Raw genomic sequence first — 20096 nt, forward strand, 5'->3', positions numbered from 1 at the left:
GCGACAGAGTTTTTCCGTCACGCTCATCTCCTCTCTTCGATTCCCGCGCAATGCTGACACAATCCGCCATCTTCCTCGTCGCGGCCGTCGTGGCCGTCTCCGTCTTCCGGCGCATCGGCCTCGGTACCGTGCTCGGTTACCTCGCCGCCGGCGCGTTGATCGGCCCCTCGGGCCTGCGCCTGATCCAGGATGTCGACCAGATCCTCCACACCGCCGAGCTCGGCGTCGTCTTCCTCCTGTTCCTCATCGGGCTCGAGCTCCAGCCGAGCCGCCTCTGGAGCATGCGGGGCACCGTGTTTGGCCTCGGCGGCGCCCAGGTCGGGGTCACGACCGCGGCGATCACGCTGCTCGGCCTCGCCCTCGGCGCGCCCTTCCCCGCGGCCGTCGTCGCTGGCGTCGGCGTCTCCATGTCCTCGACGGCCATCGCCACGCAGATCCTCGGCGAGAAAAACGAGCTCGGCGCGCCGCACGGCCGCACCGGGTTCGGCATCCTGCTCTTCCAGGACGTCGCGGCCATTCCCGTCCTCGCGCTCGTCCCTCTGCTCGGCGCGGGGCCCTCGGCCTCGACCGGCAGTCCGCTCACGCACGGCCTCGTCATCGTGGCCGTGATCGCGGGCCTCGTCATCTCCGGCCGCTACCTCCTGCGCCCGGCGTTCCGTTTCATCGCCGAGGCCCAGAGCCACGAGCTCTCCACCGCCACCGCGCTCCTCGTCGTCCTCGGCACCGCGCTCATCATGGCGAGCGTCGGGCTCTCGATGGCGCTCGGCGCGTTCATCGCCGGCGTGCTGCTCGCCGACTCGGAGTACCGGCACGAGCTCGAAGCCGACATCGAGCCCTTCAAGGGCCTGCTCCTCGGCCTGTTTTTCATGGCCGTCGGCATGTCCGCGAACCTGCGCCTGATCAAAGACCGCCCGCTTCTCGTGATTGGCCTCGTCGTCGGGCTCGTGCTCGTGAAGATGGCCGTCCTCTACGGGCTCGGCGTCGCGGCGAAGCTCAGCCGGCGCTCGGCGGCGAGCCTCGGCGTGTCGATCTCGCAGGGCGGCGAATTTGCGTTCGTCATCTTCGGCGTGGCCCGCGGCGCCAAGGTCATGAAGCCCGAGACCGTGGAGCTACTCATCGTCGTCGTCACCCTCTCCATGGCCGTGACGCCGCTCCTCTTCCTCGCCCGCGACGGCATCACGAAGCGCCTCGCTGCCGCGGATCGCCGCTCCTTCGACAAGATTTACGACGAGGGCAGCAGCGTCATCATCGCGGGGTTCGGCCGGTTCGGGCAGATCGTCGGCCGCATCCTGCGGCTCAAGCGCATCCCGTTCACCGCGCTCGACGCGAGCCCCACGCACGTCGATTTCGTCCGCCGGTACGGAAACGAAATCTATTACGGCGACGCTTCCCGCGTGGATCTCCTCCGCGCGGCGGGCGCGGAGCGCGCGCGGCTCATCGTGCTCGCGATCGACGACATGGACGCCTCGATGCGTACCCTTCACGTCGTGCAGTCGCATTTCCCGCACCTCAGGATCGTCGCGCGCGCCCGCAATCGGCAACATGCGTACGCGCTGCTCGGCGCGGGCGTCACGAACATCATTCGGGAAACCTTCGCCGGGAGCCTCGAGGCGGCCATGATCACGCTCGAGGAGCTCGGCCTGCCCTCGGACGACGCGCGCGAGACGGTGCGCATGTTCGCCGAATACGACGAGGCGCAGATCCGCAAGGTGTTCGTCCATCGCCACGACGAGAAGGCGCTCGTCGAGTCGGCGAAGCAGTATGGCGCGGAGCTCGAGCGAATCTTTGAGGAGGACGCCGCGCACCGGAGCTAGACCGCGGGCTTGCCGATGTGCGATATCGGAGTCCATGCGCACGTTTCTATTTCTCCTCCCGATCCTCGGTACCCTCGCGTGTGGGGACCTCCTCGATCAGGCGCCGCTCGGCACGAGGCAGGCCCGCTGTGACCTCCGGCCCGACCGGCCGCAGTGTACCGACATCCGCAACTTCAAGGGCCCCTCGCTCCTCACGTTCGAGGGCGTCTGTGAGACGCTCAAGGCCGCGACGAAGAGTGGCTCCTACGAGGAGGGCGCGGTCTGCGACATGACCGACGCCTGGGGCGGCTGCCAGTCGAGCAACATCGACGGCCACCTGCAGACGAACTGGTTCTACAAGAGCGACGACAAGTACCCGGACGAGGCCGCAGCGAAGGCAGAGTGCGAGAGCGGCGACACCTGGGTGCCGCCCGCGGACTGAAAGTTTCTTCGCCTTGCAGCGGGGGGCTTCTAGACTGCGCCGCGCATGCTACGCACCGTCAACGCTGTCCGGTACGTCACCCCGCTGCGCGAGGGAGGGTCGGTGCCCGCGCTCGTCGAGGCCGACGACGACGGGCTTTACGTCGTCAAGCTTCGCGGCGCGGCCCAGGGGCCCTTGGCGCTCATTGCCGAGCTCGTCGCGGGCGAGCTCGCGCGCGCCGCGGGGCTCTCCGTCCCCGAGCTCGTGCTCATCACGCTCGACTCCGCGCTCGGCCGCGCCGAGCCGCACCGCGAGATCAGCGACCTGCTCGACGCGAGCGTGGGCCTGAACCTCGCGCTCGATTACCTGCCCGGCAGCGTCACCTTCGACCCCGTCGCGGGCCCGACGCCGGATCCCGCGTATGCCTCCCGCGTCGTGCTCTTCGACTCGTTCGTCACGAACGTCGACCGCACTCCGAAAAACCCGAACCTCCTCACCTGGCACCGCGGGATCTGGCTCATCGATCACGGCGCGTCCCTGTATTTCCACCACGGCTGGGGCCCCGCGGATCCGCTCACCGAGAGCCAGGATCCGTTCACGTTCGTACGAAAACACGTCCTTTTGCCGTGGGCGACCGCGCTCGCCGAGGCCGCGGCGCACCTCCGGGCCGCGTGGTCCGAGGCGTTCGTCACGCGGATCGCGCAGGCGATCCCGGACGAATTCCTCACGGACGACATGGGATTCGCTTCCCCCGACGCCCACCGCGCGGCTTATGGCGCGTGGCTCTCCGCGCGGCTCGCCGCGCTCCCCTTGATCCTCTCGGAGGCCGAGCGTGCGCGCGAAGAGCTCGTTTGAGTACGCCATCGTGCGTATCGTCCCTCGCGTCGAGCGGGGCGAATGCATGAATGCGGGGGTCCTTCTTCATTGCTCTGCGCACGATTACCTCGGCGCGCGGATCGAGCTCGACGAGGCGCGGCTCCTCGCGCTTGCGCCGGACGTGGATCTCGAATCCGTGCGCCGCCACCTCGCGGCGATCCCGCGCGTCTGCGAGGGCGGGCCCGACGCCGGGCCGATCGGGCTCCTCTCGCGGAAAGAGCGTTTTTCGTGGCTCGTCGCCACGCGCAGCACGATGATCCAGACCTCGGAGGTGCACGTGGGCCTGTGCGACGCGCCGGATCTGGTGCTCGATCGGTTGCTCGACAAGCTCGTCCGCGTGCCGCGTTCGCGCTGACGGAGATCCCGGTACGGCAGTGCCCGCGTCGGCGTTGCGACGCTCTGCCTCGATCCGTCTTACTCGCCGAAGGAGCCAAGAATGGGACAACGAAGCTTGCTTTTTGCGGGTCTTGGCCTCGTCGTGGTCCTCGCGACGGGGTGTGGGTCCGACGTCGAGGGGCTATGCGAGGCGCAGGAGGCGTGTATCGGCGGCAATGACGCCGACATCGACGCCTGCATCGCGTCGTACGAGGGCCAACGCGACACCGCGTACGGAATCGGCTGCGGCGAGGAGTTCGACACGTTGGTCCATTGTACCAAGCCCCTGCTTTCGTGCTCGATCCAGCCCACGGGGGAGCCGTGCAACTCGAACGCCGATTGCAGTGGAGACGACCTTTGCAGCAATGGGCAATGCATGGGGGAGTCCTACGGCATCCCCGCGAGCCAGGTGGACACGTGCGCAGTCGAGCAGACCGCATATTCACGCTGCGACTGAGGAGGTAGGAGCATGATTCAAACGATTCTCGTGAATGCCGCCCGCCTCATGGGCCCGTCGCGTTCTGAGTGAGCGCTCGCCAAAATGGTCACTCGAGTGTCCAGTTTTCGATAGGGGGGGTGGTCATTCGAGTTTCCATCGTTGGGACTGTGCCCTCCCCGACGGAAATTGCGTTCCTTTGGCTTCGAAACGTCTATACTCGACGAAGGAGCCAAGAATGGTACAAAAAAACTTGCTTTTCGCGGGTCTTGGCCTCGTCGTGGCCTTCGCGACGGGGTGCGCGCCCGACATCGCGGGGATATGCGAGCGGCAGGAGGCGTGTTACGGCGGTAACGAGGCCGACATCGACGCCTGCATCGCGACGTACGAGGGGCAACGCGACACCGCGTACGGAATCGGCTGCGGCGAGGAGTTCGACACGATCGTCGCCTGCACGGATCCCTTGCTGGAGTGTTCGAGCCAGTCCACCGGGGAGATGTGCATGTCGAACGCCGACTGCAACGGCGGCACCGTTTGCAGCAATGGCCAATGCACGGGAAAGTCCTTCGGCGTCCGCGGGGCCGACGCGGACACGTGCGAAGCCGAGCAAAGCGCGTATTCACGCTGTGACTGAGGAGGTAGGAGCATGATTCGAACGATCCTCGTGAATGCCGGCCTCCTTCTGGGCCTCGCCGCCGCTTCGTCCGGGTGTTCCCGGGCGCAGGCCGTCTGCGACATCATCTGCGAGTGCGAGCACTGCAGCGACGAGAGAGAAGTCCAGACGTGCGAGCAACTCGCGACGCAGGAAGACGTGGCGGACGCCTACGATTGCGGCGACGCCTGGACGACCTACACACTCTGCGTCGAGGAGAAGGGCACGTGCGACGAAAAGGAGGCCCAATTCTCGACGGTGCAGAACAACAACGACCTGTGCGACGCCGATCGGAACGCCCTCCAGTCGTGCATCGACGCGGCCTCTGCGCACGGCGGCGTCCGGTTCTGAGAGGGTGTTCCACAGGGATGCGCGGGGCTTTGCCCCGCACCCCAGAAGGGGGCTGTCCGCCCCCTTCACCCCGGACCAGCGCAAGCGCTGGACTCGGGGTCGATGAACTGCGCGATGCGCAGTTCATCGAACAGGCCGTGGCAAGACCCGCGACGACCTTGCCAGTTGAGACAGCAGCACTGCCCTGCCTGGTGGCAACGTCTTCCCTGTCGACAGCGCGCATCGCGCGCTGTCGCCCCGCGTCCAGGGCTTGCCCAGGCCCCGGGTCCAGGGGTGGACAACCCCTGGTCGGGGTCCGGGGTGAAACCCCGGCGCTACGCTCTGAGAGCCTAGCGTTCGGCTTCGTCGTCGCCCGCCATCCCGAACGCCCGCATCTTTCGCTTCAGCGTATTCCTGTCGATCCCGAGGGCCCGCGCGGCGCGGCTCAGGTTGCCGCTCTCCGCCGTGAGCGCGGCCGCGAGGGCCGCGCGCTCCGCCGCCTCGACCACGTCCCGCAGCGGCCGCACGTCGCTGCCGCTTGCGCTTCCGGCGGCGCTTGCGCTTGCGCTCCCGCTGCCGCTTCCGCTCCGGATGTCCGGGGCCAGATCCGACACGTTGACCACGTCGTCGCAGAACACGGCCCACCGCATCACCTCGGCCCGGAGCTCGCGCACGTTGCCCGGCCAGGCGTGACTCGCGAGCGCCCGCATCGCTTCGCGCGTCACCCGGAGCCGCCGCCCTCCCTTCTTCGCCCGGATCTCCGCGAGGAACGACTCCACGAGTCGCTCCACGTCGCCCGGCCTCGCCCGGAGCGGCGGCACGAGCAGCGTCGCGCCGCGTAGCCGATAGTAGAGATCCTCCCGGAACGCGCCCGCCTTCACCATCGCCCCGAGATCCCGGTGCGTCGCGGCCACGATCCGCACGTCGACGGAAACCCGCCCCTCGCCGCCCACGCGCCGGAGCGTCCCCTCCTGCAGCACGCGCAAAAGCGCCGCTTGCACCCGCGGCTGCATCTCGCCGATCTCGTCGAGGAACAACGTCCCGCCGTGCGCTTGCTCGAACACGCCCCGGCGCCTCTTCCCCGCGCCCGTGAACGCGCCCGCCTCGTGCCCGAAGAGCTCGCTCGACAGCACGCCCTCCGCGAACACCGAGCAGTTCTCCGCCACGAACGGCCCGTCCTTCCGCGGCGAAAGCGCGTGAATCTCCCGCGCGCAGAGCTCCTTGCCCGTGCCCGTCTCCCCGAGCACGAGCACCGGCGCGTCGCTCGCGCCGACGCGCTCGATCTTCGCCCGCAGCTCGACCATCGGAGCGCTCTCGCCGAGCAGCGACGACGTTCCCTTCTGCGCCGCTGCCCGTAGGCGAGCGATCTCGTCGCGCATCGCGCGGATCTCGGGAAACCCCTCGATGTCGAGCCGCACCTCCCGCACCGCCTTCGGATGCGGCACGGGCACGAACGCGGGCGGGATCACCTGCAGCATCCGCGCCGGCAAGAGGCCTGCTTGCACCAGGATCACCCAGAGCGTCTGCGCTTGTGGCGTGCCCGCCGAGAGCAGGACGTCGAGCGCCACGTTCGTGGCCAAGAGCTCCGACTTCGCCCGCTCGACGAGGGGGCCGAGCAGGCGAAAGAGCCGTCCGTAATCGGTCGGATCATCGGTGTCGATCACGCAGAGCTCGACCTTGCGCACGCGCGCCTCGATCGAGCGGCAGAGCGAGCGGGCGGGCGTCTCTCCCTGCGGGATCGAAAGCACCCACGCGACGTCGTAGCGGCTCTCGTTCTGGTCGAGCAGCCTGAGCACCGGCCCCCGATCACTCGCGGGCCGCGCCATCTGATGCGAGGGCTGCGGGCCCGTCACTCCCGCATCCGACCACGTGATGAGCGCTTGCTTCACCTGGTGCATCGTACACCACCCATGGTGCACCGTATACCACCGTTCTGATGCACCGTGCACCATCCCTGCGAGGCTCCCATCGAATTCTCCGCGAAATCTGACTGGCACGCTTTCCGCATTACGGGGCCACGAACGCAATCAACAAGCCGTTCGAGCTACCTGCCATGGGCACTTCTTCTCTCCCCAAACCGTCCCTTCCCCCGCATGCCCGCATCTTCGCCCGCCCCGATGTCTGGATGGAGGGCGAGGCCATCACGCAGTTCGTCCGCGTCGCCGAGCTCCCCGGCTGCGTGCGCGCCGCGGGCATGCCCGATCTTCACTCCGGACGCGGCCCCATCGGCGCCGCGTTCGCCTTCGAGGAGCGCGTGCTCCCGTACCTCGTCGGCGGCGACGCCGGGTGCGGCGTGCTCCTCTTCGCCACGACCGCCTCCCCGCGCGCCGTGGACAAACTCGAGCGCCGCGTCCGCGCCGCGATGGACGAGGATCCGCTCGAAGGCTGCGACCCCCTCGAGGTCTTCGATGCCTGCTGGCACAAGGGCGCGAGGGGCCTCACCGAGGTCGCGAACGTGCCGGACGACATCGCCGCGATGGCCGAACGCGAGTGCACGCTCGATCTCGGCCCGAGCGGTGATCCCGCGGACTACCGCGATCCCTCGCACGGCCGCGCGCTCGGCAGCATCGGCAGCGGCAACCACTTCGCCGAGATCACGCGCGTCACCGAGGTGCGCGACGAGGCCGCGGCAGACGCGATGGGCCTCGAAAAAGGCGGCCTCGTCGCGCTCGTGCACACGGGCTCGCGTGGGCTCGGCGCCCAGATCGGGCGGCGCTACGGCGACGTCACGCTCACGGGCGCGGCCATCGACGTCTACCTCGCGGATCTCGCGGGCGCGGTGCGGTTCGCCCAGGCAAACCGCTTCCTCGTCGCTTGCCGGCTGCTCCGCGCGCTCTCGGCGTTGCGAAGGGACAAGGTCCGCTCCGCGATCGACATCGTGCACAACACGATCCGGCGCGAGGACATCGCGGGCACGCCTGTGTGGATCCATCGCAAGGGCGCCGCGCCCGCGAGCCGCGGCGAGGCCACGGTCGTGCTCGGCAGCCGCGGCGCGCCTTCCTGGGTGCTCGTCGGGAATGGGCACGAGGGCGCGCTCGCGTCGGTCGCGCACGGCGCGGGTCGTCGCATGACCCGCACCGAAGCGCGCGCCAAGCTCGCCACGCGGTACAAACGCGCCGAGCTCGGCCGTACGGCGCACGGCGGCCGCATCGTGTGCGACGACGCGGACCTGCTCTACGAGGAGCACCCGGACGCGTACAAGCCGATCGAGCCGGTCGTCGCGAGCCTGGTCGACGAGGGCCTCGCGGCTCCGATCGCCTCGCTCGTGCCGCTCGTCACGGTGAAGCAATGAAGAAGCTCGTCGTGCAGGTGACGGCCGGCTACGGGCCCGCGGAGGTGCGCCGGTTCGTCGCGCTCCTCGCGGCGCGGCTCGCGGATGCGTGTGATGCGCGGGGCCTCGTCGTCGAGGAGACGGTGATCCACGGCGACGAGGACGCGCCTCTTTCGGTGGAGCTCGTCGTCGCGGGGGATCCTGCGCGCATCGAAGGCGAGGCAGGCACGCACGCGCTCGTCGCGCGCAGTCCCGACCGCGGAAAAGCCGCCCGCAAGCGCTGGTACGCGTCCGTCGTGCTGCACGAGGACGACGACGTCGGCGCGGACGACGGGGCCGCGATCGACCCGCGCGACGTCGAGGTCACGACGATGCGCGCGAGCGGCCCCGGCGGGCAGAACGTCAACAAGACGGAGACGGCGGTCCGCGCGCGGCATGTGCCGACGGGGATCGTCGTGCGGGTCGCGGACGAGCGATCCCAGCGGGCGAACGTGCGGCGCGCGCTCGCGCGGATCGCGGTGCTCCTCCGGAAGCGGGCCGCACACGCGGCGGCCGCGAAGGAGGCTGCGCGATGGACCTCGCATGCGCGGCTCGAACGAGGCGCGCCCGTGCGCACCTACGCGCTCTCGTCGCGGGGCGCGCTCGTGGAGACGTGAACTTCGAGAGGTGAACCCATGCGAAAAGACATGTTCGAGCTCATCATCGAGCGCCCGCGGTACGACTGGGGTCGCGGGCGTGGCGCGGGCAAGGGCCGCTACGCGACGCGCATGAAGGCCGATCCCGAGGCCGCGCCGCTCAAGGAGGGCATGAAGTACCGTGGCCGGACGCGGGATCTGAACGAGAACCTCGCCCCGCTCCGCCGCTTCCTCGAGCGCCGCGTGGGACGCCCGTGGGACGCGGTCTGGTCAGAGATCCGCGCCTCCCTCTCGCCCGACAGCGCCGTGCAGAAGCACGTCTTCGATCACGTCCTCCAGTACGTCGAACGAAACCCGATCCTCATCGGCGGCATCCCGCACGCGCCCGCGGGCAGAGGCTCGCGACGCGACAATTTCCTCCCGCTCAGGAGCCACGGGCACTGGCAATCCTTCTACGTTTGTCCCCGGACCGGCCTGCTCTGCGCGGCCGGCGAGGCCCACCGCCGCCGTAAAAAGCGCGCTTCGCGAGCCTGACGTCGTTGTCAGGGCCGCACCGCGCTCGCACCGCGCGCCGCGCTCCCCCTCCCCGCGCGTTTTTCGAACGACGCCGTGATGGCACTCTTCTTGCCGACCGCCGGCCATCGCGCGACGCGCTCAAAGGAGGACCATTCATGCTTCGACTTCCCTACCTTGCCTTCGTCTCGACGCTCGCTCTCACCGGCTGCACGGGCCTCGCGCTCGGGGAAAACAACCCGGGCCAGGACACGTGGCTCGGCAACGGCGCCATCGCCGTCGACGATCGCACCGAGACATCGTTCGTCCTCGCCAGCGACACGGAAGACCCGGCCCAACCTGAAAAGATCCCCGCGAGCACACTCTTCGCGATCGACCCCGACACGGGCCTTGTGCGCGAGGCCGCGAATCTCACGGGCCGTGACGATCCGCGTCTGCTCTTCCCGGCCTCGGGCCTGCTCGTGATGAGCGAGGAGAGCGAAAAGGATCGGCTCGATCTCTTCGATCAGGAGACGCTCGCGCTGAAGAAGAGCGTGGAGCTCGACATCCGGTACCACGGCACCCGCATGAGCCCGAGCCGCAGTTTCATCGGCGTCGCGGACAACACCTCGGAAAAATTTCCGATCCACGTCATCGAAGCCGACACCCTCGATCGCCACGTGATCCCGCACGACGGCGAGTGGCTCGAGGCGGTGTTCCTGAACAAGAGCGACACCCTCGTCGCGATCGTCTTCTACGATCAGGGCAAACCCACGCCGCGGGCGCGTCTTCTCGGCTGGTCGATGCAGGAGCTCGCGATCGCCGGTTATCCGCTCGGCCCGACCGGCTTCTGGGCGGCGCCCGTGTTCGACATCGAGGTACCTGGCATCGCCTGGGATCTCTCGTCCTCGTTCACGTGGATCGGCACGAGCCCGGACGACAAGTACATCGTGTTCCCCGTTCGCAAGGCCGAGGTCCAGCCGGACGACAAGATCGTCTACACGCACGAGCTGCTCGTGCTCGACCCGGGAACGAAGGAGCTCCGCGAGGTCCCCGGCGCGCGTGGCCCCGTGGGCTTCACGCCCGACGGCTCGACCATCGTGTCCTACGGCGATCAGGACATGAACGGCAACCAGGAGCTCTGGCTCGTCGATGCGGAGACGCTCGAAGTCGATCCGGAGCCCGTGACGATCGAGGGCGGCATCTCGTACTTCGTGAGCCGCGACGGAAACTTCATCGTCGTCGCCTCCTCGAACGGCGAGCAACAGCTCGTGCTCTACGACGTGGACCAGGACAGATCCACGCAGATGGAGGGCCCCGGCGTGGGCCTCGAAGAGTTCGTGAGCCGCGTGGGCCGCAAGGAGATGTGGATCGTCGACAATCAATCGCTCTTCCGGCTCGATCTCGCGGCCGGCGAGATCGCAGAGGTGGAGACGACGTTCACCCCCGAGCACGTGAACATCCTGCCCACGCGTGATCGCCTCGTGCTCGACGACGCGGACTCGAACGACATCGTCTTCTTCGACCCGAACGACAAGAGCGTGAAGACCATCGTGGCGCTCCCCGTCGGCAAAACCTCGCCCTGAGCTCGCTCGCAGGCTAGCGTTGGGCCCATGCGGAAGGTCGTGATCCACGGGCCCGGCAGCTACGATCGCCTGAAGCTCGAAGAGCATCCGGATCCCAGCCCCGGCCCTGGCGAGATCCTCGTCGACGTCGAGGCCGCGGGCGTGAACTACGCCGATTGCATCGTGCGCATGGGCCTCTACGAGTCGGCGAAGAAGTACGTCGGCTGGCCCATCACGCCCGGCTTCGAGGTCGCAGGAAAGGTCGCGGCCCTCGGCGCCGGCGTCTCCGAACCCGCACCCGGTACGCCTGTCTTCGCCGTCACGCGGTTCGGCGGCTACGCGAGCCGCGTCGCGATTCCCGCACACCAGGTCTTCCCCTTGCCGAAGGGTTTTAGCGTGGCCGAGGCCGCGGGTTTCCCGTCGGTGTTTCTCACCGCGTATTACGCCCTCTTCGAGCTCGCGAACGTGCGCCGCGGCGCGAACGTGCTCGTCCACTCGGCGGCGGGCGGCGTGGGCAGCGCGCTCGTGCAGCTCGGCAAGATCGCGGGCTGCCGCGTGGTCGGCGTCGTCGGCGCGAGCCACAAGGTCGCCGTTGCGCGCAAGCTCGGGGCCGACGCGGTCATCGACAAGAGCGTCGAGCCGTTATGGTCCGTGGCCGAGCGCCTCGCGCCCGAGGGCTACGACGTCGTGCTCGACGCGAACGGCGTGGAGACGCTCGGCGAGAGCTACCGCCACCTCGCCTCGGCCGGAAGGCTCGTGATCTACGGCTTCCACACGATGATGCCGCGCCAGGGAGGTCGGCCGAACTGGCTCAAGCTCGCGCGCGACTGGCTGCGCACGCCCCGCTACAACCCGCTCGACTTGACGAACGACAACAAGAGCGTGCTCGCGTTCAACCTCTCCTACCTGTTTCACAAGAAGGACTTGCTCGAAGAGTACATGTCGAAGCTCGTCGGCTGGATCGAGGAGGGTCGCATCGCGGCGCCGCCCGTGACCCCGTTCCCCGTGGATCGCGTGGCCGATGCGCACCGCGCGATCGAAAGCGGATCCACGGTCGGCAAGCTCGTGCTCACCTTCTGAGCGCCTCTTCCAGCACCCGAGCGCTCTCGGCCTTGCCCGCCTCGCGTGCCCAGTCGAGCGCGGTTTTTCCCGTCCCGTCGTCGGCGTGTGGATCGGCGCCGAGCGCGAGGAGCGCGCGCACGGTCTTCGCATCGCCGTTGTAGGCCGCGAGGTGCAGCGGCATCCAGCCGTAGTTCGTCGTCGTGTTGATCGGCACGCCGGCCTCGACGAGCGCGGCCACGGCCTCGGCCTTGCCCGCGTTCGCGGCTCCGAGCAGTGCCTCGGGCCCGTGTTTGCCGAGGTTGACGCCCTGCGTGAGCAGCCACCGGAGCACGTCCACGCGCCCCGCGGCCGCGGCCCCTTCGAGCGCTTGCGTCGTGTTCGGATCGAGCCCGCGCGTCGTGAAGAGCTCCGCGAGATCGAGCATCCCGCGCCGCGTCGCCTCCTCGAACGCCCGCGGCTCGATCGGTGCGCCCGCCTCCACGAGCTGCCGCGCGATCCCCGCATGCCCCGACGCGACCGCAGCCGTCACCGCGTTCATGTTCGCCATCACATCCCGCGCATCGAGGCTCGCGCCGGCGTCGATCAGCGCCTCCACGACGCTGATCTCCCCGCGCGCGGCCGCCTCCACGAGCGGCGTGCGTCGCGTGAGCTCGTCTGCGGCATCGGGATCCGCGCCGCGATCGATCAAGAGCTCGGCGACCCTGTCGTGCCCGTTCATGATCGCGAGCATCAACGCGGAGACCGTCCCTTCGAGCACCTCGCGATCGACGCTCGTCTTGTACCTCCGCGTCGCGTCCACGTTCGCCCCGCGCGTGAGCGCGTCCGTGACGCGCGCCTCATCGCCGCGGCTGGCCGCCTCGAGCAGCTCCTCGTCGAGCGTCATGTCTGGAGTGTGTGGGATCGAAACGAGGGTGGGAAGCCGTACCGGAAAGCGGGCTCAGCTTCCGAGCGCTTTTTCGATCGCCTGCACGAGCTTCTCGTCCTCGGGCTCGACGGACGAGGGATATCGACCGATCACCACGCCATCGTTGCCAACGAGGAACTTTTCGAAGTTCCACTTCACCTCGCCCGCGGGCGCAGCCTGCGTGAGAAACGCGTAGAGCGGGTGCTTGCCGCTCCCTTTCACGGTGATCTTCGAAAACATCGGGAACTTCACGCCGTACTTGCTCGTGCAGAACGTGGCGATCTCGGCGTCGGTCCCGGGCTCCTGGGCGCCGTAGTCGTTCGACGGGAAGCCGAGCACGGCAAACCCCTTCGCCTCCAAGCGCTCGTGCAGCCGCTCGAGGCCCGCGTATTGCGGCGTGTAGCCGCACTCCGAGGCCACGTTGACCACGAGCACGACCTTGCCCCGGAAGTCGCCGAGCGAGCGCTCCTCCCCGAAGATCGTCTTCATCTTGAAATCGTGCAGGCTCATTTTCGTCCCTTCCTGAATTGCGGCTCCCCTGGCCGAATCCGTCCCAGCTTTAGGAGACTCCGGTGGTTGCGAGCCACCCTCGCAACCGACGAGCGCCGCGCACGCGATGAGCACAGCGAAGACGACCGATCCAACGCAAGGGCTCTTCATGGCGCCTGCTTAGGGGGCCCGTGCTCGGTACGCAAGGGGCATGCTGGCCATGGACGAAGGACCGCGGGTCGATGATGATGCCGTATGCCCTTTCTCCAGTCCGGATCGCTCACGATCCATTGGTCCACGCGCGGGGACGAACGCGGCGAGCCCGTCGTGTTCGTGCACGGCAACTGGACCACGAGCTTGTCTTGGCGCCCCGTCCTCGACCGTTTGTCCGCGCGCTTCCGCGCGGTCGTGCCCGACCTCCGCGGCCGCGGGCAGACCCACGCCGACGATCACGATTACCGCATCCCGCGCCTCGCCCAGGACCTCGCCGTCTTGATGGATGCCCTGGGTTTGTCCTCGGCGCACCTCGTCGGGCATTCGCTCGGCACGGCCGTGGTCCTCGAGCTCGCGCTCTCCGCCCGCGCCCGCGCTCGCTCCCTCACGCTCGTCGCCCCCGCCTGGCCCGACGGCATGCCGCGCGCCTACCACCTCCCCGAGCGCCAGCGCCTCGCGCAGGAAAACATCACCATCTTCGGCGCCGCTTTCCGCGGCATCGCGCCCACCGCTCCGGACGACGCGTTTTTCCAGGAGCTTCTCGCGGAAAGCCACCGCCAGCGCCCCGAGGCCACGATCGCCACGCTGGACGCGCTCTGCGAATGGGCGCCGGGCGACCGGCTCCGCGAGCTCGCGGGCGTGCCGGCCCTCGTCGTCAGCGGCGAGAGCGACATGCTCTCCACGCGCAAGGTCGGCGCGCGGACCGCGGAGCTCCTCGGCGCGCGCCACGAGATCCTCCTTGGCGTGGGCCATTCGCCGAACCTCGAAGCGCCCGATACCCTCGTTGCGCTCCTCGATTCCTTCGTGAAGGCACTTCCTGGAGGCTGAGCCATGCTCGATCGCGTTATTCCGCCGCTCGATCCCGCCGTCCCGCTCGCGAACGAGGCCCGGTCCTTGGCCGACCTCTTCTTGCGCCGCGCCGCCGCCACGCCCACGGCGGTCGCCTGGAAGGCAAAGAAAAACGGAGAATGGCGCTCCACGACATGGGCCGAGTTCAAGGCGCGCGCCACGGCCCTCGCGACCTTCCTCGTGAAGCGAGGCCTTTCGCCCGGCGACAAGATCGGCATCGTCGGCAGCACCCGCCCCGAGTGGTGCATTTGCGACGTCGGCGGTCAGCTCGCCGCGGCGGTCACGGTCGGCGCCTACCCCACGCTCGCCCCGGGGCAGCTCGCGTACGTGCTCGATCATGCGGACGTGCGCATCGCGTTCGTCGAGGGCAAGGACGAGGTCGAGAAGATCCTCGCCACCAAGCACGAGATGCCCAAGCTCGAGCTCGTCGTCGTGTGGGACACGCAGGGCCTCGAAGAGACCTTGCGTCAGCATGCATGGCTCATCGGCTGGGACGAGGCCCTCGAAGCGCCGGGCGACGCTTCCCTCGTCGCGTCCCGCGTCGAAGCCATTTCCCCGGACGACACGGCGCTTTTCATTTACACGAGCGGCACGACGGGCCCGCCCAAGGGCGCGATGATCTCGCACCGCAACATCCTCGTGACGCTCGCGGGCGTCCATTTCAACGCCTTCACCCGTACGGATATCTCGCTCTCGTTTTTGCCCATGGCGCACGCGGCCGAGCGCATTCTGGCGTTCTGGGGCCGCATCGATTTCGGCATCGCCACCGCGTACGCGACGAGCGTGCCCGCGGTGCTGGAGGAGCTCAAGGAGGTACGCCCGACGCTGTTCGGCAGCGTCCCGCGCATCTTCGAAAAGGCCTACGCCCGCATCCAGACCGAGGTCGACAAGGCCCCGCCCGCGCGAAAGAAGGTGTTTCGGTTGGCCGAATCGGCGGGCCTCGCGGTCGTCGAGGCATGGCAACGTGGCGAGGAGCCCTCGCTCCGGGCGAAGCTCGCGCACCGCGTGGCCGACAAGCTCGTTTTTTCGCGGGTCCGCGAGGTATTCGGCGGCCGCGTGAAACGTTTCGTCACGGGGGCGGCGCCGATTCCGCGCCCGATCCTGGCCTTCTTCTGGGCGGCGGGCCTGCCCATTTACGAGATGTACGGCATGACCGAGGCCACGGTCGTCACGCACGGCAATCGCCCGGGCCAGGTCCGCCTCGGCTCCGTCGGCCGCGCGCTCCCGTTCGTCGAGGACAAGATCGCCGACGACGGCGAGATCCTCGTGCGAGGCCCGAACGTGTTCAAGGGTTATTACAAGAACCCCGAGGCCACGCGGGAGATGATCGACGAGGAGGGATGGCTGCACACGGGCGACATCGGCAAGAAGGACGCGGACGGCTTCGTTTACATCGTCGACCGGAAAAAGCATCTGATCATCACGTCGGGCGGGAAAAACATCAGCCCGGCGAACGTGGAGAACGAGATCAAGGCGAGCGACACGCTCATCAGTCAGGTGCACGCGCACGGCGATCGGCGGCCGTATTGCACGGCGCTCGTGACGATTCACCCGCTCGAAGCCGTGGAATGGGCGAAGGCGCGTGGCCACCTCGGGGACGCACATGCGGAAGAGCTACGCCGCGCGCTCCTTTCGAGCCCGCTCTCCCGTCCGGCAGGGCTCGCGCCGGTGATGGAGAAGGCCACGACCGATCCCGAAGTGCAAAAGCGGGTCGCGTCGGCAGTCCGCCGCGCGAATACGAAGCTCGCGCGCGTGGAGGGAATCAAGCGGGTGCACCTGCTCGATCGCGATTTTTCGCTCGAGGAGGACGAGGTGACGCCAACGCTCAAGGTGAAACGAAAGGTCATCGAGAAGAAATTCGCCCAGGTCTTCGACCGGCTCTACGAGGAGCCAGGATTCGGCATTCCGATCGAAGACGAATGAGCGAGGAAGGCTCTCATCGGGCAGCCGTTGCGCCGGGGCGCTGCCCCGGGCCCCGCGGGGGCTGTTCGCCCCTCGACCCGAACCAGGGCAAGCCCTGGACCATTTGGGAAGAACTGCGCGGTGCGCAGTTCTTCCACGGGCCCGTGGCAAGACCAGCCAGTCTTGAATCGGCCTGTTCGATGAACTGCGCATCGCGCAGTTCATCGACCACGAGTCCAGCGCTTGCGCTGGTCCGGGTCCCGGGGCGGATAGCCCCGGGTGGGGTCTGGGGCAACGCCCCAGCGAAGCCGCTTCGAGTTTTCATGTTGCGCCGCAACATGAAAACCCTTGACGCGTCTCCCTCCGCGACCCTAAGCTCTGGCACGACTGGCTGCTCGATCCTCTATCGATCAGCTCAGCCCCTGTTTTCCCCTGCTGCGGGTTCGCGCTTGCGGCGGGGCCTTGTTCTGCGCGGGCCCTTGTGCGCCGCAGCATGACGGAGGACGATAGCGATGCGAGGATTGGCCGGCAAGAAGGTGCTCATCACGGGGGCGGCGAGTGGCATTGGTCGCGCCACGGCGACGCGGTTCTACGAGGAGGGCTCGGAGCTCATCCTGAACGACGTCGTGCCCGCCGAGCGCGCCGATCTCGCGTCCGCCTTCCCCGAGCGAATGACCTACGTCCCGGCCGACGTCTCGCGCCCTGAAGGCCTCGCCGCCCTGGAGCAGGCCGTGCGCGACAAGAAGGGCATCGACGTCCTCGTCAACAACGCCGGCATCACCCGCGACAAGAGCCTCGCCAAGCTCTCGCCCGAGGACTGGGATCAGGTCATCGCCGTCAACCTCACCGCCGTCTTCAAGCTGTGTCAGATGGCCGCCGCCTTCATGAAAGATCAGAAGAGCGGTGTCATTTTGAACGCGGCCTCCGTCGTCGCCCATTACGGTAACTTCGGCCAGGCGAACTACGTCGCCACGAAGGCCGGCGTGATCGGTTTGACCAAGACCCTCGCCCGCGAGCTCGGCCGATCCGGCATCCGCGTGAACGCCGTCGCCCCGGGCTTCATCCTCACCGACATGGTCCGCAAGGTCCCCAAGGAAAACCTCGACGCCATCGCGGGCCAGACGCCCTTGAAGCGCCTCGGCGACCCTGCCGAGATCGCCTCCGTTTACGCCTTCCTCGCGAGCGACGACGCCTCGTACATGACCGGCGCCGTCATCGACGTGAACGGCGGCCTCGTCCTCGGGACGTGAACGTTACCGGGCGAAGAGCAAGAGCACATCGTTGAGCATGCCGGCGAGCGAGAGCGGCATGCCGCCCCCTCCGAGCGCATCGGCGAACGTGCAGAGGAGCTGACCCAGGCGCCCGCCCCCAGCGTTCGCGGTCAGGACGAGCACGACCCGGCTCAGATCGATCTGCAAGCCGAGAGCGGAGAGCGAGAGCGGATTGAGCTCGAGCTCCAGGATCGTGCAGGTCGCGTGCGTGATTGTCGCGACCTGCGCGACCACGACGTTCGTCACCGTGCCCATCACGTTCCCCGCGAGGTCGGTGAGCCTCGCCGTCATCTTCCCGTTCGCGACGAGCTGGCCGCTCTGCGCCGCAAAACTCTCGACCGTCACGGTGCCTGCGAGCTGACCTGTCACATTGCCGAACGCGTCGACGACCGAGCCCGTGACCGGCGCGCTCATCCCGTACGTCGCGGTGCTCTTCGCGGCCTGCGCGTCTCCCCCCGCGAGCACGAGCGCGCCTGCGAGCCCCGCCACCACCCCGAGGGTCGTCCGCCGATTCATCCTCCGTCCTTTCCACATGCCATTCCGGTGCACACACCGAGGCGCCGGCCCAGACACGGGCAACCGGCGTACCGAGCATCCAGCGTCATCGGCGCCGTAAAGGGCGTTCCTAGAAACCCAGGACGTCCACGAGCGCCGCCCCCACCGCCGAGGCGAAGGACACGAGCGTCGCCGGCTCGTCCCAGAGCCTCGCCTCACGCGGATCGAGCGCGTGGTGCGTCTCCACCAGCACCGAGGGCACCTTCGGCCGCCGCAGCACGAAGATCCGACGCTCCGGCGCGTGCCGATCGACGAAGACCCCCGCCTGCTCGGGATCGACGGCATACAGGTCGCCGTACTCGATGCCCCCGTATGCCCAGAACCCCGCCTCGCGCATTCGCCGCGCCAGGGCCCGCGCGAGCGCGTGGCGCGCCTCCGCGAGCTTCGGCTCCCCCTCGTCCGACCAGAGCACCGAGAAGCCCGGCGCCGCGAGGTTCACCACGCACTCCCGCCCGGGCTCGGGGTTCCATCGCTCGCCCGTTTGACCTCGAACGTCCGAGTGCAGGCTCAGGAACACGTCGGCCCCCCACGCCTCGGCATCCTCCACGCGGGCGCGGTACTCGACCGGACCGGGGCCGTCCCGGGCAAGGCGCACGTCGAAGGCCCCCGTCGCCCGCAGCTCCGCGGCGAGCGCGCGGCCCGCGGCCAGCGAGAAGTCTTGCTCCTCCCGGCAAAAACACGAGAGGTTGCCGGGATTTCCCGCCGCTCCGTGTCCCGGATCCACGAAGACACGCCGCATCCCGAAGCCCGCTGGAAACCGCGGCGTCAGCACCGCGAGCGGCCCGAACGGATCGGGCAGCCGCGTGGCGCGCCCGCCGCGGTGCAGGGCGACGGCCGTCGTGGCCAGAGCCGCGCCCGCGCCGGCGAGGCCGAGGAGCAGGGATCGACGCGAGATCACGCCCCCCGTTCGTAGCCGAGCCGGCCCCTCCGCGCCAAGGTGGCCGCCCCTCCCGGCGCGCACTTTCCCTTGCTTTTCGCGGATCCGTCGGGCTATCGCTCGAGAGAGCCCCAGCGCCCGAGCCTCCTCATGCCCTTCGCGCCTCCGCCCCCCCTGCCCGGCTTCCTCGCCGCCGACATGCCCCTGCGCCGCCGCGCCTACCGCCTCGAACACGGCGAAGACGCCGGCAAGCTCGTGCATTTCGTCGACCACGGGCCGGAGCGGGCCCGCCCGGCGCTCTTCGTCCACGGCAACCCCACCTGGTCATTCCTCTGGCGCAAGGTCATCGCGGGCCTGCCCGAGCTACGCTGTATTGCGCCCGACTTGCTCGGGTTCGGACTCTCCGACAGACTCGCCCGCCTCGAAGACCACTCCATCGAGCGCCACGCCGCCGCCATCGCCGAGCTCGTCACGGCCCTCGACCTGCGCGACCTCGTCCTCGTCGGGCAGGACTGGGGCGGGCCGATCGGCGTCCTCGCCAGCTCGCTCGTGCCCGACCGCATCGCCGCCGTCGTCCTCGCCAACACCTCCGTCCTCGTCCCGGCGCGCCCGCGCGGCACCTTGTTCCACCGCTTCGCCCGCGTGCCCGTCCTGAGCGACGTCGTCTTCCGCGGCCTCGGCTTCCCCCAGAACTTGCTCGCCATCGCCCAGGGCGACCGCCGCTCCATCCGCGGCGCCACCGCCCGCGCCTACACCTATCCCTTGCGCAGCCTCGCCGATCGCATCGGCCCCCTCGCCCTCGCGCGTATGGTCCCGGACAGCCCCGATCACCCGAGCCTCCCCGCGCTCCAGCGCGCCGAGGCCTGGATCCTCGGTTTCTCCGGGCCCGTCGCGCTCGTTTGGGGCGAGCGCGACCCGATCCTCGGCAAGGCCCTCGCGCGGCACCAGCGGGCGTTTCCCCGGGCGACGGTCACGGCCACCCAGGCGGGGCACTTCCTCCAGGAGGAGGTGCCCGACGAGATCGCCGCGGCCGTGGAGGACGTCATCGAGCGGCTCCAGCGGCGCTAGCCGGAATGCGCCTCCTGGAGTAGGTTCCCGCGTCCGCGAAGCGGCCACGAGCGCCGCGCC

The 20096-nt window shown here is 68.8% G+C and carries 21 protein-coding genes; 16 read left to right on the forward strand and 5 right to left on the reverse strand.

Annotated elements, in window-relative coordinates; all coding sequences use genetic code 11:
- Positions 1–50 precede the first annotated feature (50 nt).
- The 7 genes from KEG57_RS45680 (at position 51) to KEG57_RS45710 (ending at position 4904) form a co-directional block, all read left to right on the forward strand.
- A complete protein-coding gene (locus KEG57_RS45680; RefSeq protein ID WP_272427873.1) occupies positions 51–1814 on the forward strand; it encodes a monovalent cation:proton antiporter-2 (CPA2) family protein in 1764 nt (587 codons plus the stop codon).
- A gap of 34 nt (positions 1815–1848) precedes the next feature.
- Positions 1849–2235 carry a hypothetical protein gene (locus KEG57_RS45685; protein ID WP_272427872.1) on the forward strand — a complete coding sequence of 129 codons (387 nt, stop codon included), beginning with the start codon at positions 1849–1851 and terminating at the stop codon, positions 2233–2235.
- A gap of 45 nt (positions 2236–2280) precedes the next feature.
- Positions 2281–3069: a HipA family kinase gene (locus KEG57_RS45690; protein WP_272427871.1), complete on the forward strand. Its 789-nt coding sequence runs from the start codon at positions 2281–2283 to the stop codon at positions 3067–3069.
- Between the two features lie 10 nt (positions 3070–3079).
- A complete protein-coding gene (locus KEG57_RS45695; protein ID WP_308215666.1) occupies positions 3080–3445 on the forward strand; it encodes a DUF3037 domain-containing protein in 366 nt (121 codons plus the stop codon).
- A gap of 81 nt (positions 3446–3526) precedes the next feature.
- Positions 3527–3922: a hypothetical protein gene (locus KEG57_RS45700; RefSeq protein WP_272427869.1), complete on the forward strand. Its 396-nt coding sequence runs from the start codon at positions 3527–3529 to the stop codon at positions 3920–3922.
- A 217-nt stretch (positions 3923–4139) separates the two neighbouring features.
- On the forward strand, positions 4140–4535 hold the full coding sequence (locus KEG57_RS45705; protein WP_272427868.1) for a hypothetical protein: 396 nt from the start codon (positions 4140–4142) through the stop codon (positions 4533–4535).
- Positions 4536–4547: 12 nt separating this feature from the next.
- Entirely contained in the window at positions 4548–4904 is a 357-nt protein-coding gene (locus KEG57_RS45710; RefSeq protein WP_272427867.1) for a hypothetical protein, read from the forward strand.
- A 329-nt stretch (positions 4905–5233) separates the two neighbouring features.
- Here the strand turns inward: KEG57_RS45710 and KEG57_RS45715 are convergent, their stop codons facing one another.
- Entirely contained in the window at positions 5234–6772 is a 1539-nt protein-coding gene (locus KEG57_RS45715; protein ID WP_272429029.1) for a sigma-54 interaction domain-containing protein, read from the reverse strand.
- Positions 6773–6936: 164 nt separating this feature from the next.
- Between KEG57_RS45715 and KEG57_RS45720 the strand changes: the two genes are divergently transcribed.
- The 5 genes from KEG57_RS45720 to KEG57_RS45740 all read left to right on the forward strand — a co-directional run bounded on the left by KEG57_RS45720 (position 6937) and on the right by KEG57_RS45740 (position 11926).
- Entirely contained in the window at positions 6937–8175 is a 1239-nt protein-coding gene (locus KEG57_RS45720) for an RtcB family protein (RefSeq protein WP_272429032.1), read from the forward strand.
- Positions 8172–8810 (forward strand): peptide chain release factor-like protein, encoded by a 639-nt coding sequence (locus KEG57_RS45725; protein ID WP_272429033.1) that lies wholly within the window; start codon positions 8172–8174, stop codon positions 8808–8810. The genes KEG57_RS45720 and KEG57_RS45725 overlap by 4 nt, the downstream gene beginning before the upstream one ends.
- 18 nt (positions 8811–8828) lie before the next feature.
- On the forward strand, positions 8829–9323 hold the full coding sequence (locus tag KEG57_RS45730) for a hypothetical protein (RefSeq protein ID WP_272429034.1): 495 nt from the start codon (positions 8829–8831) through the stop codon (positions 9321–9323).
- Between the two features lie 137 nt (positions 9324–9460).
- Positions 9461–10867 (forward strand): TolB-like translocation protein, encoded by a 1407-nt coding sequence (locus KEG57_RS45735; protein ID WP_272429036.1) that lies wholly within the window; start codon positions 9461–9463, stop codon positions 10865–10867.
- A 27-nt stretch (positions 10868–10894) separates the two neighbouring features.
- A complete protein-coding gene (locus KEG57_RS45740) occupies positions 10895–11926 on the forward strand; it encodes a synaptic vesicle VAT-1 family membrane protein (protein WP_272429037.1) in 1032 nt (343 codons plus the stop codon).
- Here KEG57_RS45740 and KEG57_RS45745 read toward each other — a convergent pair.
- The gene (locus tag KEG57_RS45745) at positions 11916–12791 is read right to left on the reverse strand and encodes an ankyrin repeat domain-containing protein (protein ID WP_272429039.1); all 876 of its coding nucleotides are present in this window, start codon (positions 12789–12791) and stop codon (positions 11916–11918) included. The two genes, KEG57_RS45740 and KEG57_RS45745, sit on opposite strands and share 11 nt — an antisense overlap.
- Positions 12792–12845: 54 nt before the next feature.
- The gene (locus tag KEG57_RS45750) at positions 12846–13322 is read right to left on the reverse strand and encodes a glutathione peroxidase (protein WP_272429041.1); all 477 of its coding nucleotides are present in this window, start codon (positions 13320–13322) and stop codon (positions 12846–12848) included.
- 234 nt (positions 13323–13556) lie between these two features.
- On the opposite strand from KEG57_RS45750, the gene KEG57_RS45755 reads away from it, so the two are divergent.
- The 3 genes from KEG57_RS45755 (at position 13557) to fabG (ending at position 17515) form a co-directional block, all read left to right on the forward strand.
- Entirely contained in the window at positions 13557–14342 is a 786-nt protein-coding gene (locus KEG57_RS45755) for an alpha/beta fold hydrolase (protein WP_272429042.1), read from the forward strand.
- Between the two features lie 3 nt (positions 14343–14345).
- On the forward strand, positions 14346–16286 hold the full coding sequence (locus tag KEG57_RS45760; protein WP_272429044.1) for an AMP-dependent synthetase/ligase: 1941 nt from the start codon (positions 14346–14348) through the stop codon (positions 16284–16286).
- A 491-nt stretch (positions 16287–16777) separates the two neighbouring features.
- The gene (fabG, locus tag KEG57_RS45765; RefSeq protein WP_272429115.1) at positions 16778–17515 is read left to right on the forward strand and encodes a 3-oxoacyl-ACP reductase FabG; all 738 of its coding nucleotides are present in this window, start codon (positions 16778–16780) and stop codon (positions 17513–17515) included.
- A gap of 3 nt (positions 17516–17518) precedes the next feature.
- Here the strand turns inward: fabG and KEG57_RS45770 are convergent, their stop codons facing one another.
- Entirely contained in the window at positions 17519–18052 is a 534-nt protein-coding gene (locus tag KEG57_RS45770) for a hypothetical protein (protein ID WP_272429114.1), read from the reverse strand.
- Positions 18053–18161: 109 nt separating this feature from the next.
- On the reverse strand, positions 18162–18989 hold the full coding sequence (locus KEG57_RS45775; protein ID WP_272429112.1) for an N-acetylmuramoyl-L-alanine amidase family protein: 828 nt from the start codon (positions 18987–18989) through the stop codon (positions 18162–18164).
- 129 nt (positions 18990–19118) lie between these two features.
- On the opposite strand from KEG57_RS45775, the gene KEG57_RS45780 reads away from it, so the two are divergent.
- Entirely contained in the window at positions 19119–20036 is a 918-nt protein-coding gene (locus KEG57_RS45780) for an alpha/beta fold hydrolase (protein ID WP_272429110.1), read from the forward strand.
- Positions 20037–20096 lie beyond the last annotated feature (60 nt).

Source organism: Polyangium jinanense (assembly GCF_028435365.1).

Bases quoted from the DNA above. Each gene is read 5' to 3' on its own strand.
- KEG57_RS45680 (WP_272427873.1), top strand. From the start codon at position 51: ATGCTGACACAATCCGCCATCTTCCTCGTCGCGGCCGTCGTGGCCGTC.
- KEG57_RS45685 (WP_272427872.1), top strand. From the start codon at position 1,849: ATGCGCACGTTTCTATTTCTCCTCCCGATCCTCGGTACCCTCGCGTGT.
- KEG57_RS45690 (WP_272427871.1), top strand. From the start codon at position 2,281: ATGCTACGCACCGTCAACGCTGTCCGGTACGTCACCCCGCTGCGCGAG.
- KEG57_RS45700 (WP_272427869.1), top strand. From the start codon at position 3,527: ATGGGACAACGAAGCTTGCTTTTTGCGGGTCTTGGCCTCGTCGTGGTC.
- KEG57_RS45705 (WP_272427868.1), top strand. From the start codon at position 4,140: ATGGTACAAAAAAACTTGCTTTTCGCGGGTCTTGGCCTCGTCGTGGCC.
- KEG57_RS45710 (WP_272427867.1), top strand. From the start codon at position 4,548: ATGATTCGAACGATCCTCGTGAATGCCGGCCTCCTTCTGGGCCTCGCC.
- KEG57_RS45720 (WP_272429032.1), top strand. From the start codon at position 6,937: ATGGGCACTTCTTCTCTCCCCAAACCGTCCCTTCCCCCGCATGCCCGC.
- KEG57_RS45725 (WP_272429033.1), top strand. From the start codon at position 8,172: ATGAAGAAGCTCGTCGTGCAGGTGACGGCCGGCTACGGGCCCGCGGAG.
- KEG57_RS45730 (WP_272429034.1), top strand. From the start codon at position 8,829: ATGCGAAAAGACATGTTCGAGCTCATCATCGAGCGCCCGCGGTACGAC.
- KEG57_RS45735 (WP_272429036.1), top strand. From the start codon at position 9,461: ATGCTTCGACTTCCCTACCTTGCCTTCGTCTCGACGCTCGCTCTCACC.
- KEG57_RS45740 (WP_272429037.1), top strand. From the start codon at position 10,895: ATGCGGAAGGTCGTGATCCACGGGCCCGGCAGCTACGATCGCCTGAAG.
- KEG57_RS45745 (WP_272429039.1), bottom strand. From the start codon at position 12,791: ATGACGCTCGACGAGGAGCTGCTCGAGGCGGCCAGCCGCGGCGATGAG.
- KEG57_RS45750 (WP_272429041.1), bottom strand. From the start codon at position 13,322: ATGAGCCTGCACGATTTCAAGATGAAGACGATCTTCGGGGAGGAGCGC.
- KEG57_RS45755 (WP_272429042.1), top strand. From the start codon at position 13,557: ATGCCCTTTCTCCAGTCCGGATCGCTCACGATCCATTGGTCCACGCGC.
- KEG57_RS45760 (WP_272429044.1), top strand. From the start codon at position 14,346: ATGCTCGATCGCGTTATTCCGCCGCTCGATCCCGCCGTCCCGCTCGCG.
- fabG (WP_272429115.1), top strand. From the start codon at position 16,778: ATGCGAGGATTGGCCGGCAAGAAGGTGCTCATCACGGGGGCGGCGAGT.
- KEG57_RS45770 (WP_272429114.1), bottom strand. From the start codon at position 18,052: ATGAATCGGCGGACGACCCTCGGGGTGGTGGCGGGGCTCGCAGGCGCG.
- KEG57_RS45780 (WP_272429110.1), top strand. From the start codon at position 19,119: ATGCCCTTCGCGCCTCCGCCCCCCCTGCCCGGCTTCCTCGCCGCCGAC.